This is a genomic window from Streptomyces sp. NPDC086080, from assembly GCF_044540255.1.
GTDB lineage: Bacteria > Actinomycetota > Actinomycetes > Streptomycetales > Streptomycetaceae > Streptomyces.
Map to the genome: position 1 here is coordinate 57,956 of NZ_JBITRU010000022.1, position 16,070 is coordinate 74,025.

The 16,070-nt window shown below is 71.8% G+C and carries 14 protein-coding genes; 10 read left to right on the forward strand and 4 right to left on the reverse strand.

The genetic code is table 11. The features are described 5' to 3' along the window. Positions 1–14: 14 nt before the first annotated feature. Entirely contained in the window at positions 15–491 is a 477-nt protein-coding gene (locus ACIF9R_RS24310) for a MarR family winged helix-turn-helix transcriptional regulator (protein WP_399983727.1), read from the forward strand. A gap of 43 nt (positions 492–534) precedes the next feature. Here the strand turns inward: ACIF9R_RS24310 and ACIF9R_RS24315 are convergent, their stop codons facing one another. Together ACIF9R_RS24315 and ACIF9R_RS24320 are read right to left on the reverse strand one after the other, a co-directional pair. Then, a complete protein-coding gene (locus tag ACIF9R_RS24315; protein WP_399983730.1) occupies positions 535–2,010 on the reverse strand; it encodes a sensor histidine kinase in 1,476 nt (491 codons plus the stop codon). Further along, positions 2,007–2,672, reverse strand: a complete 666-nt coding sequence (locus ACIF9R_RS24320; RefSeq protein ID WP_399983732.1) for a response regulator transcription factor — start codon at positions 2,670–2,672, stop codon at positions 2,007–2,009. Before ACIF9R_RS24320 ends, ACIF9R_RS24315 begins: the two co-directional genes overlap by 4 nt. A gap of 116 nt (positions 2,673–2,788) precedes the next feature. Here ACIF9R_RS24320 and ACIF9R_RS24325 point away from each other — a divergent pair, with 116 nt between their 5' ends. Beyond that, positions 2,789–3,463 carry a PepSY domain-containing protein gene (locus ACIF9R_RS24325; RefSeq protein WP_399983735.1) on the forward strand — a complete coding sequence of 225 codons (675 nt, stop codon included), beginning with the start codon at positions 2,789–2,791 and terminating at the stop codon, positions 3,461–3,463. Between the two features lie 101 nt (positions 3,464–3,564). After that, the gene (locus ACIF9R_RS24330) at positions 3,565–3,738 is read left to right on the forward strand and encodes a hypothetical protein (RefSeq protein ID WP_399983738.1); all 174 of its coding nucleotides are present in this window, start codon (positions 3,565–3,567) and stop codon (positions 3,736–3,738) included. 167 nt (positions 3,739–3,905) lie between these two features. Here the strand turns inward: ACIF9R_RS24330 and meaB are convergent, their stop codons facing one another. Next, the gene (gene meaB, locus ACIF9R_RS24335) at positions 3,906–4,862 is read right to left on the reverse strand and encodes a methylmalonyl Co-A mutase-associated GTPase MeaB (RefSeq protein WP_399983741.1); all 957 of its coding nucleotides are present in this window, start codon (positions 4,860–4,862) and stop codon (positions 3,906–3,908) included. Between the two features lie 51 nt (positions 4,863–4,913). Beyond that, complete coding sequence (locus ACIF9R_RS24340) at positions 4,914–6,155, reverse strand: acetyl-CoA C-acetyltransferase (protein WP_399983744.1); 1,242 nt, start codon at positions 6,153–6,155, stop codon at positions 4,914–4,916. Between the two features lie 146 nt (positions 6,156–6,301). Here ACIF9R_RS24340 and mce point away from each other — a divergent pair, with 146 nt between their 5' ends. The 7 genes from mce to ACIF9R_RS24375 all read left to right on the forward strand — a co-directional run bounded on the left by mce (position 6,302) and on the right by ACIF9R_RS24375 (position 16,067). After that, positions 6,302–6,742, forward strand: coding sequence for a methylmalonyl-CoA epimerase (gene mce / locus ACIF9R_RS24345; RefSeq protein ID WP_399983747.1), 441 nt, complete (start codon positions 6,302–6,304; stop codon positions 6,740–6,742). 227 nt (positions 6,743–6,969) lie between these two features. Further along, the gene (gene scy, locus ACIF9R_RS24350; RefSeq protein ID WP_399983749.1) at positions 6,970–10,851 is read left to right on the forward strand and encodes a polarized growth protein Scy; all 3,882 of its coding nucleotides are present in this window, start codon (positions 6,970–6,972) and stop codon (positions 10,849–10,851) included. A 183-nt stretch (positions 10,852–11,034) separates the two neighbouring features. Beyond that, positions 11,035–11,973: a cellulose-binding protein gene (locus ACIF9R_RS24355; RefSeq protein ID WP_399983751.1), complete on the forward strand. Its 939-nt coding sequence runs from the start codon at positions 11,035–11,037 to the stop codon at positions 11,971–11,973. A gap of 73 nt (positions 11,974–12,046) precedes the next feature. Then, entirely contained in the window at positions 12,047–13,000 is a 954-nt protein-coding gene (locus ACIF9R_RS24360; RefSeq protein ID WP_399983753.1) for an ABC transporter ATP-binding protein, read from the forward strand. Between the two features lie 2 nt (positions 13,001–13,002). Beyond that, entirely contained in the window at positions 13,003–13,776 is a 774-nt protein-coding gene (locus ACIF9R_RS24365; protein WP_399983755.1) for an ABC transporter permease, read from the forward strand. 120 nt (positions 13,777–13,896) lie between these two features. Next, entirely contained in the window at positions 13,897–15,177 is a 1,281-nt protein-coding gene (locus ACIF9R_RS24370) for an ABC transporter ATP-binding protein (RefSeq protein WP_399983758.1), read from the forward strand. Further along, complete coding sequence (locus tag ACIF9R_RS24375; RefSeq protein WP_399983760.1) at positions 15,174–16,067, forward strand: ABC transporter permease subunit; 894 nt, start codon at positions 15,174–15,176, stop codon at positions 16,065–16,067. The genes ACIF9R_RS24370 and ACIF9R_RS24375 overlap by 4 nt, the downstream gene beginning before the upstream one ends. Positions 16,068–16,070: the final 3 nt, after the last annotated feature.

Sequence of the window (16,070 nt, forward strand, 5' to 3'; positions counted from 1 at the left end):
GGTAGACTTCATTCATGGAGACCGAGACGGCCACCCGCTGGCTGACCAATGCGGAGCAGTGCGCCTGGCGCACCCACCTGGAGGTCAACAGGCTGTTGACGTACCAGCTCGAGAAGGACCTGCAGCCGTTCGGCCTGACAATGAACGACTACGAGATCCTGGTGAACCTGTCCGAGTCCGAGGACCGGCGCATGCGGATGAGCGACCTCGCCTCGGCCACCATGCAGTCCAAGAGCCGCCTCTCGCACCAGATCACCCGTATGGAGAACGGCGACCTGGTCCGGCGGGAGAACTGTGAGTCCGACCGCCGCGGGCTGTACGCGGTGCTCACCGAGCACGGCATGGAGACCATGCTGAAGGTCGCGCCGCACCACGTGGCATCCGTGCGCCGGCACTTCATCGACCTGGTCTCCCCCGAGGCCCTCACCGAACTCGACAAGGCCCTCAAACCGATCGCCGAGCATCTGCGGGGGCAGCGGGGGCGTCCCTGACACCCGCAGGGAACGTCCCTGACACCCCCTGCCCTCCTCGGCCTCAGCAGGCGAGCGGCAGGCGGAGTTCGAACAGGGCTCCGCCGGCCGGCGCCGCGCCCGCCGTGAGCGTCCCCCCGTGCCGCGCGGCGACGTCCCGCGCGATCGCGAGGCCGAGACCGGCGCCGCCGTCGTCACGACTGCGGGCGTCGTCCAGTCGTACGAACCGCTCGAAGATCCGCTCCCGGTCGGCCTCGGCCACCCCTTCGCCGTCGTCGGCCACCGCGAGCACCGCCCAGGCACCCTCCCGCCGTACGGTCACGGTGACCCGCTCGCGGGCATGCCGCCCGGCGTTGTCCAGCAGGTTGGCGAGCACGCGTCCGAGCTGTCCCCGCGATCCGGTGACCTCGGCCGGCTCCGCGTCCACCGTCACGCCCGTGCGTCCCGCGGACTCCTCGCGGGCCATCGCGGCCAGATCGACCCGGGCGCCGGCGGGCCGCTCCCCCGCGTCCAGCCGGGCGAGCAGCAGCAGATCGGCGGCCAGGTGCTGAAGCCGCACGGTGTCCTCGACGGCGCCGTCCAGGTCGAGGAGTTCGGGGTGGGCGGCGGCCACCTCCAGCTGGGTGCGCAGCGAGGCGATGGGGCTGCGCAGTTCGTGGGAGGCGTCGGCGACGAACCGCCGCTGCCGTTCCACGGACGCCTCCAGCGCGGCGAGGGTCTCGTTGGTCGTCCTGGCGAGGCGGGCGATCTCGTCGTGCGTCGCCGGTTCGGGGACGCGGCGGGTGAGGTCCTCGGAGGCGGTGATCGCGGCCATCTCCCGCCGGATGCCCGCCACCGGGCGCAGCGCCCGGCCGGTGACCAGCCAGGTCACTCCGGCGACGACACCGAGCAGCAGGGGCAGACCGATGAGCATGCCGGTCAGCGTGGTGCTCACCGCACTGTTCTCGGCGGCGAGCGGAGCACCCGCGGTGACGGTCAGGCGGCCCCGGTCGGCGGTCCCCACGTCCACCGCGGCGAAACGGTAGTCCTCGGTGTCGCCGTCGATGGTCGCCGAGCCGTTGCCGAAGGTCGTTCCGCCGATCTCTCCGGGGGCCAGGGACGCGCCGGAGTCGTCGTCGGATCGGTCGTCGGAGTGATCGTCCGTGTCGCCGTCGTCGCCGGAGTCGTCCGAGCCACCGTCGTCATCGTCGTCGTCATCGTCGCCGCCGGATGCCGACGGACGCGGTGTCACCTCGGTCGTCGCCGTGCCGTCGATCCGCTGCAGGTCCTCGGAGGCCGCGACCAGCGTGCCGTCCTCGTCGACGATCTGCACCGGCCTGTCGTCGCCGTCCAGCCCGGAGAGCCGGTCGTACGGCGTCCGGGCGGCGAGTTCGGCGGCGACCGCCCGCGCGGACTGTTCCGCCCGGGTGCCCGCCTCGCCGATCAGGTTGGAACGCAGGGACATCAGCACGGCAGTGCCGGCCACGACGAGGGCCACCGCGACGACCAGGGTGGCGCCGAGCGTCGCCCGTGCGCGGACCGAGCCGAACAGGCGGCTCACGGCGCCGCCTCCAACAGGTAACCGGCGCCGCGCACGGTGCGGATGAGCCCGGTGCGGAGTTTGCGGCGCAGGGCGCTGACGTAGACCTCGACGATGTTCGGGTCGCCCTCGTAGGCGAAGTCCCACACGTGTTCCAGGATGTCGGCCTTGGACACCACCTCGCCGGCCCGCAGCACGAGCTGCTCCAGCACCGAGAACTCCTTGGCGGTCAGCGTCACCTCGTCCTCGCCCAGGAACACCCGGCGGGCGGCGGTGTCGACCTTGAGGTCTCCGTGCACATGGACCGGGGAGGCGCCGGCGGTCGCCCGGCGGCGCAGCAGCGCCCTGATCCTGGCGACGAGGACGACGTACGAGAACGGCTTGGTGAGGTAGTCGTCGGCGCCCGTGTCGAGGCCCTCCGCCTCGTCGTACTCGCCGTCCTTGGCGGTGAGCATCAGGATCGGCACGTCGTGTCCGGCGGCGCGCAGGGCGGCGCAGACGCGGTAGCCGTTGAGGCCGGGCAGCATGATGTCGAGGATCAGCAGGTCGTACGTGCCCTCCGTGGCCCGGTGCAGGCCCTCCCGGCCGTCGTGGACGACGTCGACGGCGTAGCCCTCGGCGGCCAGACCCTTGGCGAGGGAGAGGGCGAGGCGCTTTTCGTCCTCCACGATGAGCAGACGCATGCCGTACAGGGTCGCAAAGCGAACCTGAAGATCACTTCAGGCGGCTTCAGGTTCCCCTCAGCTTCGGTCGGCGACATTGAGGACGTCGAAAAGCGACTGAACGGGGAGGAACCCACATGAAGCGCAACATCGTGATCGCCGTCGTCACGGCAGCGGCTCTGGTCGGCGGGGGTACGGCGACGGCCATCGCGGTCTCGGGGGACGACGACGGGTCGGCGGCGCCGGTGGCGCAGACGGAGCAGCGGGCGGGGGACGACGACGGGCGTGGCGACGACCGGGACGATCGCGGGCGGGACGACGACGAGCACGGTGACGACCGGGACGACCGTGACAACGACGGTCGCGACGACGACCGCGACGACCGTCCCGTCTCCGGTGACGTGACCGCCGCCGACGCCATCGCCGCCGCGCTGAAGCACACCCCGGGTACGGCCGTCTCCGCCGAGCTGGACGACGGGGCCTGGGAGGTCGACGTCCTCCGGAACGGCGACAACTGGCACAGCGTGCGGATCGACCCGGCCACGGGCAAGGTCCTCGGCGCCGAGGAGGACGACGAGGACGACGCCGCCGAGGTGCGTGCCGCGCTGAAGGGGGCCTCGGTGACCGCCGAACAGGCCGCGAAGGCGGCGGCCACCAAGGGAGTCGTGACATCGGTGGAACTGGACGACGACGGCGACCGGCACTGGGAGGCCGAGACCCGCGCCTCCGGCGGGGACGACGACCGGGACTGGCGGGTGAACCTGACCAACGGCAAGGTCACCGCCGACCGGGACGACTCCGACGACGACTGAGTGCGAAGCAGCCGGCCACCGGCTCGGCGCCGTCGCCCGGCGCTCCACGTACCCCGCGTCTTTGGACCGGCCGTGGTGCGGAACGGAGGCATACTCGAGGGATGAGCGACGGCGCCGAGGTCCCGTTCGGGGAGTTCGATCAGCAGAGAGCACGCGTCCTGGACCGCACGACGGCCGACATCCCTGACCTGGGCGGTCCGGTGCTCGACGACAACGAGATCGGGGCGACGCTGCGCGGTATGGGCGACGTGACGGCCGAGGAGAACGACAGCTGACCTCCCGGTCGTGATCGCCGGTACGAATGCCCCGTACCGGCTGTTCGCTCCGAGGGCCCCTCCCACGCCGCTCACCGGGAAGCTTCCGCATGATGCGGCCGCTCACCGGAGAACCCGCCTTCAGGCTGCTGCCCGACGACCTCTGACCGACTGCGGCGAGCCTGGTGTCAGCCCCGCGTCAGCCCCGTCACCAGTTCGTCCGCCGCCCGGTACGGGTCCAGCTCGCCGGCGAGGATGCGCTCCGCGAGCGCGCCCAGGCGGCGGTCGCCGTGGAGGTCGCCGATGCGTTCGCGCAGGGCGGTGACGGCGATGGTCTCGACCTCGCGGGAGGCGCGGGCCAGGCGGCGTTCGGTGAGGACGCCCCGCTCCTCCATCCAGGCGCGGTGCTTCTCCAGCGCCTCGACCACCTCGTCGACCCCCTCCTGACGGGAGGCGACCGTCTTGACGATCGGAGGGCGCCAGTCGCCGGGGGCGCGGGATTCGCCGAGGCCGAGCATGTGGTTCAGCTCGCGGGCGGTGGCGTCGGCTCCGTCGCGGTCGGCCTTGTTGACGACGTAGACGTCGCCGATCTCCAGGATTCCGGCCTTCGCCGCCTGGATGCCGTCCCCCATGCCGGGGGCCAGCAGGACCACCGAGGTGTCGGCCTGGGAGGCGATCTCCACCTCCGACTGGCCGACGCCCACCGTCTCCACCAGGATCACGTCGCAGCCCGCCGCGTCCAGGACGCGGATGGCCTGCGGGGCCGACCACGCGAGGCCGCCCAGATGGCCGCGGGTGGCCATCGAGCGGATGTAGACGCCCGGGTCGGACGCGTGCTCCGACATGCGGACGCGGTCACCGAGCAGGGCTCCGCCGGAGAAGGGGGAGGACGGGTCGACGGCCAGGACGCCGACCCGCTTGCCCTGTTTGCGGTACGCGGTCACCAGGGCCGAGGTCGAGGTGGACTTGCCGACGCCCGGGGAGCCGGTCAGGCCGACCACGTACGCGTTCCCGGTCAGCGGCGCCAGGGCCGCCATGACCTCCCTGAGCTGTGGGGACGCCCCCTCCACCAGGGAGATCAGCCGGGCCACGGCCCGCGGCCGGCCTTCCCTGGCCTGGGCGACCAGCGAGGAGACGTCCTGCATCACAGCTCCGTTCACGAGAGGGAAACCGGCAAACCCGCGGAGAGGCCCGGCTCAGGCCTTCGGTACCCGCACAATCAGCGCGTCGCCCTGACCGCCGCCACCGCACAGCGCCGCCGCGCCGACGCCACCGCCGCGCCGCTTGAGCTCCAGCGCGAGGTGCAGCACGAGCCGGGCGCCGGACATGCCGATCGGGTGACCGAGGGCGATGGCGCCACCGTTGACGTTCACCTTTTCGATGGAAACGCCCAGGTCCTTCATTGACTGGACGGCGACCGCGGCGAAGGCCTCGTTGATCTCGATGAGGTCGAGGTCCGAGACCTCCAGGCCCTCCTTCTTCAGCGCGTGCCGGATCGCGTTGGACGGCTGCGACTGGAGCGAGTTGTCGGGGCCCGCGACGTTGCCGTGGGCGCCGATCTCGGCGATCCACTCCAGGCCCAGTTCCTGCGCCTTGGCCTTGCTCATCACGACCACGGCCGCCGCACCGTCCGAGATCTGCGAGGAGGTGCCGGCGGTGATGGTGCCGTCCTTGGCGAAGGCGGGGCGGAGCTTGCCGAGGGACTCGGCGGTGGTGTCGCCGCGGATGCCCTCGTCCTTGCTGAAGACGACCGGCTCGCCCTTGCGCTGCGGGATCTCGACCGGGGTGATCTCGGCCTCGTAGACGCCGTTCTTCTGCGCGGCGGCGGCCCGCTGGTGGGACAGCGCGGCGATCTCGTCCTGCTCGGGGCGGGCGATGCCGAGGCGGGTGTTGTGCTTCTCGGTGGACTCGCCCATGGCGATGTTCTCGAAGGAGTCGGTCAGACCGTCGTGCGCCATGACGTCGATCATCTGCACCGCGCCGTACTTGAAGCCCTCACGGGACTTCGGGAGCAGGTGCGGGGCGTTGGTCATGGACTCCTGGCCGCCGGCGACGATCACGTCGAACTCGCCCGCGCGGATCAGCTGGTCCGCGAGCGCGATGGCGTCGAGGCCGGAGAGACACACCTTGTTGACCGTGAGCGCCGGGACGTTCATCGGGATGCCGGCCTTGACGGCGGCCTGGCGGGCCGGGATCTGCCCCGCCCCGGCCTGGAGCACCTGGCCCATGATCACGTACTGGACCTGGTCGCCACCGATCCCCGCACGGTCGAGGGCGGCCTTGATCGCGAAGCCGCCGAGGTCGGCTCCGGAGAAGGACTTCAGCGAGCCGAGCAGCCGCCCCATGGGGGTGCGGGCGCCCGCGACGATGACGGACGTCGTGCCGTTCGTTGCGGATGACGCGGATGGTGCGGAAGTTGCGGAAGTTGCGGAAGACATGAGCTGCATCCCCTTCCGGCTGCACAGCCGAGGAGTGAACGAGGGTTTACTTCGAATGTACTGACGTGCGGGGGACCCCGTCATCGTCCTTTCGGTGTGATCGCGCGCACGTTGCGTAACCGCCCCCGGGGCGCTCCACTGAGTTCATGCTGACGCGAATCGACCACATCGGGATCGCCTGCTTCGACCTGGACAGGACCGTGGAGTTCTACCGGGCCACCTACGGCTTCGAGGTGTTCCACTCCGAGGTCAACGAGGAGCAGGGCGTGCGCGAGGCCATGCTGAAGATCAACGAGACCTCCGACGGCGGCGCCTCCTACCTGCAGCTCCTCGAGCCGACCCGGGAGGACTCCACCGTCGCCAAGTGGCTGGCGAAGAACGGCGAGGGAGTCCACCACATCGCTTTCGGTACGGCCGATGTGGACACCGAGGCGGCCGGGATCAAGGAGAAGGGCGTACGCGTTCTGTACGAAGAGCCCCGGCGCGGCTCCATGGGGTCACGGATCACCTTCCTGCATCCCAAGGACTGCCATGGCGTACTGACAGAACTGGTCACTTCGGCGCCTGTTGAGTCGTCCGAGCACTGACCCACGTACATATGGGCCGGTAGGGTTGGGTCCGGTCGCCGCTCGATCCGTGGTGACCGTCCCGTCGTCTTTGGCGACGGGAGCGCCGGGGTCCGGTTTTCGGGGGGCGAGCGCGGGGCAGCAGCCCATGCTCCGCCGTTGATCTGACACCATTCCCCGGGGGCCCCGTTCGGCGGATGAACGGTGCTCGGCCAGACTTGCGACCAGGGGACGGATGGGACCGCGCAGTGCGGGGCTACGAGAGCCAGGAGCGAGAGCCGGCGGCTGACGTCGACCACCTCTCTCGGTTCGAAGCCGAGATGAAGCGGCTGAAGACCGAGCGGGAAAAGGCGATCCAGCACGCCGAGGACCTCGGCTACCAGGTCGAGGTGCTGCGCGCCAAGCTGCACGAGGCGCGGCGCACCATCATGTCCCGGCCCGCCTACGACGGCGGTGACATCGGCTATCAGGCCGAGCAGATGCTGCGCAACGCGCAGATGCAGGCCGACCAGCTCCGCGCGGACGCCGAGCGGGAGCTGAGCCAGGCCCGGTCGCAGACCCAGCGGATCCTCCAGGAGCACGCGGAGCAGGCGGCCCGGCTCCAGGCGGAGCTGCACCAGGAGGCGGTGACCCGGCGCCAGCAGCTCGACCAGGAGCTGGCGGAGCGCCGGCAGACCGTCGAGTCGCACGTCAACGAGAACGTGGCGTGGGCGGAGCAGTTGCGGGCCCGCACCGAGGAGCAGGCCCGCCGGCTGATGGAGGAGACCCGCGCGGAGCGGGAGCAGGCGCTGGCCGCCGCCCGCGCGGAGGCGGAGCGGCTGACCTCCGAGGCCCGCCAGCGGCTGCAGAGCGACGCCGAGTCGGCCCGCGCGGAGGCCGAACAGCTGCTGCGCCGCGCCCGCGCGGACGCCGAGCGGCTGCTGAACGCCGCGTCGACGCAGGCGCAGGAGGCCACCGACCACGCCGAGCGGCTGCGGACGTCCACGGTCACCGAGTCGGAGTCGGCGCGCCGTGAGGCGCAGGAGCTCGCCAGGACCGCCGAGCAGCGGATGACGGAGGCCGAGGCCGCGCTGCGCGAGGCGCGCGCCGAGGCGGAGAAGGTCCTCGCCGAGGCGAAGGAGGCCGCCGCCAAGGCGATCAGCTCCGCCGAGTCCGCGAACGAGACCCGTACGCGGACCGCCAAGGAGCAGGTGGCGCGGCTGGTCAGCGAGGCCACCAAGGAGGCCGAGACCACCAAGGCGGACGCCGAGCAGCTGGTCGCGGACGCCCGCGCGGAGGCCGAGAAGATCGTCGCCGAGGCCGCGGAGAAGGCCCGCACGCTCACCGCCGAGGAGTCCGCCACCCAGCTGTCGAAGGCGGCCAGGACCGCCGAGGACGTGCTGAACAAGGCGTCCGAGGAGGCCAAGCGGACCACCAGGGCGGCGGCCGAGGAGGCCGAGCGGATCCGCCGGGAGGCCGAGGCCGAGGCGGACCGGCTGCGCGCGGAGGCGCACGACATCGCCCAGGAGCTGAAGGGCGCGGCGAAGGACGACACCAAGGAGTACCGCGCCAAGACGGTCGAGCTGCAGGAGGAGGCCCGCCGGCTGCGCGGCGAGGCCGAGCAGCTGCGCGCGGACGCGGTCGCCGAGGGCGAGAAGATCCGCGCGGAGGCCCGCAAGGAGGCCGTGGCGCAGATCGAGGAGGCGGCGAGGTCCGCCGAGGAACTGCTCGCCAAGGCCAAGGCGGACGCCGACGAGCTGCGGTCCACCGCCCAGACGGACAGCGAGAAGGTCCGCACCGAGGCCATCGAGCGCGCCACGACGCTGCGCCGGCAGGCCGAGGAGACGCTGGAGCGCACCCGCAAGGAGGCCGAGCGGCACCGCGCGGAGGCGGTCGAGCAGGCGGACGCCCTCCGGGAGGAGGCCGAGCGGGGCGCGCGCGAACTGCGCGAGGAGACCGAGCGGGCCGTGGAGGCCCGCCGTGCGGAGGCCGCCGACGATCTGACGCGGCTGCACACCGAGGCCGAGGAGCGGCTCGCCGCCGCCGAGCGGGGGCTGAGCGAGGCGCGCGAGGAGGCCGGCCGGATCCGCCGGGAGGCGTCCGAGGAGGGCGAGCGGCTGCGTTCCGAGGCCGCCGAGCGGATCCGTACGCTCCAGCAGCAGGCGCAGGCGGAGGCGGAGCGGCTGCGCGACGAGGCCGCCGCGGACGCGTCGGCGTCCCGCGCGGAGGGCGAGTCCGTCGCCGTGCGGCTGCGGTCGGAGGCCGCGGCGGAGGCGGAGCGGCTGAAGTCGGAGGCGGAGGACAGCGCCGACCGGATGCGCGCGGAGGCGCAGGCCGCCGCCGAGCGGATCGGCACGGAGGCGTCCGAGACGCTGGCCGCCGCGCAGGAGGAGGCGGCCCGGCGCCGCCGCGAGGCCGAGGAACTTCTCGGTGCGGCCCGCCAGGAGGCCGGCCAGGAGCGCGAGCGGGCCCGCGAGCAGAGCGAGGAGCTGCTGGCAGCCGCGCGGACGCGTGTGGAGGAGGCCCAGGCCGAGGCCGTACGTCTGGTCGAGGAGGCGGACCGGCGCGCCACGGAGATGGTGTCGGCGGCCGAGCAGCACGCCCAGCAGGTACGGGACTCCGTGGCGGGGCTGCACGAGCAGGCGCAGGAGGAGATCACCGGGCTGCGCAGCGCCGCCGAGCACGCGGCGGACCGTACCCGTCGTGAGGCGGAGGAGGAGGCGGACCGGGTCCGCGCCGACGCCTACGCGGAGCGGGAGCGGGCGAGCGAGGACGCGGGCCGGCTGCGGCGCGAGGCGCACGAGGAGACGGAGGCCGCCAAGTCGCTGGCCGAGCGCACCGTGTCCGAGGCGATCACGGAGGCCGAGCGGATCCGCTCGGAGGTCTCCGAGCACGCCCAGCGGATGCGCACGGAGGCGTCGGACACCGTCGCCGAGGCCGAGCAGGCCGCCGCGCGCACCCGGGCCGACGCCCGTGAGGACGCCAACCGGATCCGTTCGGACGCGGCGACGCAGGCGGACACGCTCATCAGCGAGGCGAGCGCCGAGGCCGAGCGGCTCACCGAGGACACCCTTGCCGAGACGGACCGGCTGCGCACGGAGACGGTCGCCGAGGCCGAGCGGGTGCGGTCGGAGTCGGTCGCCAAGGCGGAGAAGCTGATCGCGGACGCCACCGGCGACGCGGAGCGGCTGCGGGCCGAGGCAGCGGAGACGGTGGGGTCGGCGCAGCGACACGCGGAGCGGATCCGCCGGGACGCCGAGCAGATGGGGGCGGACGCGGAGGCGGCCGCCGAGCGGATGGTGAGCGGCGCGCGCGAGGAGGCCCAGCGGACGCTGGACGAGGCCCGCGGGGAGGCCAACAAGCGGCGCTCCGAGGCGGCCGAGCAGGTCGACACGCTCATCACGGAGACCGCGGCCGAGGCGGACAAGCTGCTCGCCGAGGCGCAGCAGCAGGCGCAGAAGACGACGGCGGAGGCCGAGTCGCAGGCCGACTCGATGGTCGGCGCGGCCCGCAGCGAGGCCGAGCGGCTGGTGTCCGAGGCGACCGTCGAGGGCAATGCGCGGGTGGAGAAGGCCCGTAAGGACGCGGACGAGCTGCTGGTCGGCGCGCGCCGGGACGCGACGCAGATCAGGGAGCGGGCCGAGGAGCTGCGCGACCGCCTCACCCGTGAGATCGAGGAGCTGCACGCACGGGCCCGCCGTGAGGCCGCGGAGACGATGAAGTCCACGGGCGACCGCTGTGACGCGCTCATCAAGGCCGCCGAGGAGCAGCTCGCCAAGGCGGAGGCCAAGGCCAAGGAGATCGTCTCCGAGGCCAACTCCGAGGCCGGCAAGGTGCGCATCGCCGCCGTGAAGAAGGCCGAGGGTCTGCTGAAGGAGGCGGAGCAGAAGAAGGCCACGCTCGCGAGGGAGGCCGAGGAGCTGAAGGCCGAGGCGATCCGCGAGGCGCGGGCCACGGTCGAGGAGGGCAAGCGCGAGCTGGAGGTGCTGGTGCGGCGCCGCGAGGACATCAACGCGGAGATCTCCCGCGTGCAGGACGTCCTGGAGGCGCTGGGGTCCCTGGAGGCACCGGCGGGCGGCAAGGACGCCGGGGTCAAGGCGGGGGCGACGGCAGGTGCTACCCGTACGGGTGGCAAGTCGTCCGATAGCTAGCGAAGCGGGCGAAATCCCTCGTACGGTGGGACCTTTGATCATGGCCTTGGCAAGCCTTCCGGCGGCGCGCCACTCAAAAGGGGTGTCATTCTCCGTATCAAAAGTGCATCGGCGCGATGACACAGCGCTTCGGCCCCTAGGATTCCCCCTATCACCTCACCGGTCTCATTCGACAGGACTCCCATGAGCGACACTTCCCCCTACGGCTTCGAGCACGTGCGGCGTGGGTACGACCGCGCTCAGGTGGACGAGTACATCTCCAAGATCACCTCTGATCGCGACAGCGCCTTCTCCCGCATCGCCGCCCTGGAAAAGCGCATCGAAGAACTCCACCTCGAGACCCAGAACGCCCAGGCACAGGTCACCGACGCCGAGCCGTCGTACGCGGGTCTCGGCGCGCGCGTGGAGAAGATCCTCCGCCTCGCCGAGGAAGAGGCGAAGGACCTGCGCGACGAGGCGCGGCGCGCGGCGGAGCAGCACCGCGAACTCGCCGAGTCGGCCGCCCAGCAAGTGCGCAACGACGCCGAGTCGTACGCCGCCGAGCGCAAGTCCAAGGCGGAGGACGAGGGCGTCCGGATCGTCGAGAAGGCCCAGGGCGAGGCGTCCCAGCTCCGCTCCGAGGCGCAGAAGGACGCGCAGGCCAAGCGGGAGGAGGCGGACGCCCTCTTCGAGGAGACCCGCGCCAAGGCCGCGCAGGCCGCCGCCGACTTCGAGACGAACCTCGCCAAGCGGCGTGAGCAGTCCGAGCGCGACCTGGCCTCGCGTCAGGCCAAGGCGGAGAAGCGTCTGGCGGAGATCGAGCACCGCGCGGAGCAGCTGCGCCTGGAGGCCGAGAAGCTGCGTACCGACGCCGAGCGCCGTGCCCGCCAGACGGTGGAGACCGCGCAGCGCCAGGCCGAGGACATCGTGGCCGACGCCAACGCCAAGGCCGACCGGATCCGTTCGGAATCCGAGCGTGAGCTCGCGGCGCTGACCAACCGCCGTGACTCCATCAACGCCCAGCTGACGAACGTGCGCGAGATGCTGGCGACGCTCACGGGCGCGGCGGTGGCCGCGACCGGCGCGCCGGCCGCCGACGAGGAGCCGGTCTCCCGCGGGGTGCCGGCCCAGCAGTCGCGGTAACGGCGACAGGACATCGGTGAAGCCCTCTGCCACTGCGGTGGCAGGGGGCTTTGTCCCGTTCTAGCGTGGCCGCATGATCGAGCTCGAGGGGCTGACCAAGCGGTACGGCGAGAAGCTGGCGGTCGACGATCTGACCTTCACCGTCAGGCCGGGCATCGTCACCGGCTTCCTCGGCCCGAACGGCGCGGGCAAGTCGACCACCATGCGGATGATCCTGGGCCTGGACCACCCGACCTCGGGGGACGTGCGGATCGACGGCACGCACTACGACCGGCTCAGGAACCCGCTGACGTACATCGGCGCCCTGCTGGAGGCGAAGGGCGCGCACCCGGGCCGCAGCGCCTACAACCACCTGCTGTGCCTCGCGCAGAGCAACGGCATCCCGCCGCGCCGGGTGCACGAGGTGCTGGACGCGGTCGGTCTGACAGCGGTGGCACGGAAGAAGGCCAAGGGGTTCTCGCTCGGCATGGGACAGCGGCTCGGCATCGCGGCCGCGCTGCTCGGCGATCCGCGGATCCTGATGTTCGACGAGCCGGTCAACGGGCTCGACCCGGAGGGCATCCACTGGATCCGCACGCTGATGCAGTCGCTCGCCGCCCAGGGCCGTACGGTCTTCGTGTCCTCCCATCTGATGAGCGAGATGGCGCTGACCGCCGACCATCTGGTGGTCATCGGGCAGGGCCGGCTGCTCGCGGACACCTCGATGGCCGAGTTCATCGAGCGCAACTCCCGCTCCTACGTCCGGGTGCGCAGCCCGCAGCGCGAGCGCCTGCTGGACGTACTGCACGAGGCGGGGATCACCGCTGAGGAGAGTGGGGACGGAGCGCTGCAGGTGGACGGCTCCAAGGCCGAGCAGATCGGGGAGCTGGCGGCCTCCCACCGACTCGTGCTGCACGAGCTGAGCCCGCAGCAGGCCTCCCTGGAGGAGGCGTTCATGCGGTTGACCGCGGAGTCGGTGGAGTACCACGCGCACTCCACCACGCCCGTTCCCCGGCAGCCGTGGGGCGAGAGCTGGAAGAAGGGCTGAGCATGGCGGTGACGCAGGTCGTACGGTCGGAGTGGACCAAGATCCGGTCGGTGGCGTCCACGGTGTGGACGCTCTCCCTCGCGGTGGTCGTCACCATCGCGCTCGGCATGCTGATCTCGGCCCTGTCGCGGAGCGAGTTCGACTCGTTGAGCGAGCGGGACCGGCTCTCCTTCGACCCGACCTTCATCAGCTTCGCCGGGATGAGCCTCGGGCAGCTCGCGATGATCGTGTTCGGGGTGCTGGTGGTGTCGAACGAGTACAGCACCGGCATGATCCGGGCCTCTCTGGCGGCCGTACCGCAGCGCGGCACCTTCCTGTTCAGCAAGCTCGCGGTGGCCACGGCGCTCGCCCTCGTCGTCGGCATGGCCACCAGCTTCGCCGCCTTCTTCCTGGGCCAGGCGATGCTCGGCGAGCACAAGGCGTCCATCGGCGACGACGGGGTGCTGCGGGCGGTGATCGGGGGCGGCCTCTACATGACGCTGATCGCGCTGTTCTCGATGGGTGTCGCGGTGATGCTGCGCTCCCCCATGCTGTCGCTGGGCATCCTGATGCCGTTCTTCTTCCTGATCTCCAACATCCTCGGCAACGTCGACGCCACGAAGAAGGTCGGCCGGTTCCTGCCCGACCAGGCCGGCAGCAAGATCATGCAGGTGGTCACGCCCGTCGACGACGACACCCCGTACGGCCCCTGGGGCGGCCTGGGCATCATGGCGCTGTGGGTGGTCGCCGCCCTGGCCGGCGGTTACGTGCTGCTGAAGAGGCGCGACGCCCAGTGAGTGAGCGTCCAGGGCCGGTTTTTACCCGGCCTTGGGCGGAACCGTCAGCGCCCCGATATCCTCCTAACCCTTACGGGGGCGTGTGCCCCGCTGTCCTGAACCTTTCGATGGGTGCGGAGCATGATCGAGGCAGTCGGCCTGACCAAGCGGTACGGCGACAAGACCGCTGTGTACAACCTTTCCTTCCAGGTGCGACCGGGTGCCGTCACCGGCTTCCTGGGTCCGAACGGCTCGGGCAAGTCGACGACGATGCGGATGATCCTCGGCCTGGACAACCCCACCGCGGGTCAGGTCACCATCGGCGGCTACCCGTACCGCAGGCTGCCCAACGCCCCCCGTCAGGTCGGCGCGCTGCTGGACGCCAAGGCGGTGCACGGCGGCCGGAGCGCCCGCAACCACCTGCTCAGCCTGGCCCAGCTGTCGGGCATCCCGGCCCGGCGGGTGGACGAGGTCCTGGGCGTGGTGGGTCTGCACGACGTGGCGGGCAGACGGTCGAAGGGCTTCTCCCTGGGCATGGGCCAGCGGCTCGGCATCGCCGCCGCGCTGCTCGGCGACCCGCAGGTGCTGCTGTTCGACGAACCCGTCAACGGTCTCGACCCCGAGGGCATCCTCTGGGTCCGCAACCTGATGAAGTCGCTCGCCTCGGAGGGACGTACGGTCTTCGTCTCCTCGCACTTGATGAGCGAGATGGCGCTGACCGCCGACCACCTCATCGTGATCGGCCGCGGACAGCTGATGGCCGACATGAGCGTGAAGGACTTCATCTCCGCCAACTCCGCCGACTTCGCGCGGGTGCGCACGCCGGACTCCGAACCGCAGGCGCGCGAGAAGCTGTCCGCCGCGATCACCGAGGCCGGCGGCCATGTGCTGCCCGAGCAGGACGGCGGACTGCGGGTGACGGGACTGCCGCTGCCGCGCATCAGTGACATCGCCCACGACAGCGACGTACGGCTGTGGGAACTGTCGCCGCACCAGGCCTCGCTGGAGGAGGCGTACATGCGGATGACGCAGGGCGCCGTCGACTACCGCTCGACCACCGACCAGAGGGAAGGGCTCCAGCAGCCGCTGCCTCCCGGCGCGCAGCCTCCCCCATTCTCGGCTGCGCTCGAAGGGGAGGGACCCCCACCGCCGGTCCCGGGGCAGGGCCAGCCCGGCTGGTACGCGCCTCCGCCGCCGCAGCAGGGCGGGCAGCCCTTCGGGGCTCCGGCGCCGCAGGGCGCACCGGGCCAGGCCCCCGCGGGCCCCTACGGCGCTCCGGGCGCCCCCGGAGCGGCCCCGGGCGCCCCGGTGCCCAATCCGTACGCGCAGCCCGCCCCGCAGGCGCCCCAGGGTCCGGCTCCGGCCGCCGCACCCTCCTCCGCCCCCGCCCCCGACCTGACCAAGCCCGAGGACGCCCGATGAGCACGCCCCCGCCCCCGATGCCGCAGAGCGCCGCACCCGAATGGCAGGCGGCACCCGGTTCCCCGTATCCCGCCCCCGGCCCGCACCAGCCCGGCTACACCTCGCCGATCCCGGTGGTGCGCACCCACCTCGGGCACGCGCTCGCCTCCGAGTGGACGAAGATCAAGTCCGTGCGCTCCACGATGTGGACCCTGGGCGTGTTCATCGCGCTGGTGGTCGGCATCGGTCTGCTGACCGGTTTCGTGGTCGCCGGTTCCGAGCCGGACCTGGGCGAGGAGAGCCCGCTCGCCCTCGGCTTCTTCGGTCTGCTGCTCGGCGGCATGTGCATCATCACGCTGGGCGTGCTGACCACGGCCTCCGAGTACGGCACCGGCATGATCCGCACCACGATGGTCGCCTGTCCGTCGCGCGGACGGGTGCTCCTGGCGAAGGCCCTGGTGTTCTTCCTGCTCGCCTTCGCGGTGACCCTGGTGTGCGCCACGGCCATCGGCTTCCTGCACGTGTCGCTGCTGGAGGAGTACAACGCCAAGGACCCCTCCGGCGAGGAGTGGCTCAAGGGCACGGTCGGCATCTCGCTCTACGTGGCGCTGCTCGGCACCCTGTCGCTGGCGATCGGTTCGGTCATCCGGCACTCGGCGGGCGCCATCACCATCATGATCGGCGCGGTGCTCGCCCCGCTGGTGATCGCCCTGTTCATGTTCTCGGAATCGCTCCGGGACGTGCAGGAGGCGCTGTTCGAGTATTCCATCCCGAGCCAGATGAGCGTGTTCTACGCCAACTCCCTGACCGATTCGGGACCGTCCGGCTGGGACCCGCTGTGGATCATGCTGGTCGCCACCGGGGTCGCGCTCGGCGGCGCCTTCACGCTGCTGGAGAAGCGGGACGTTTGACAT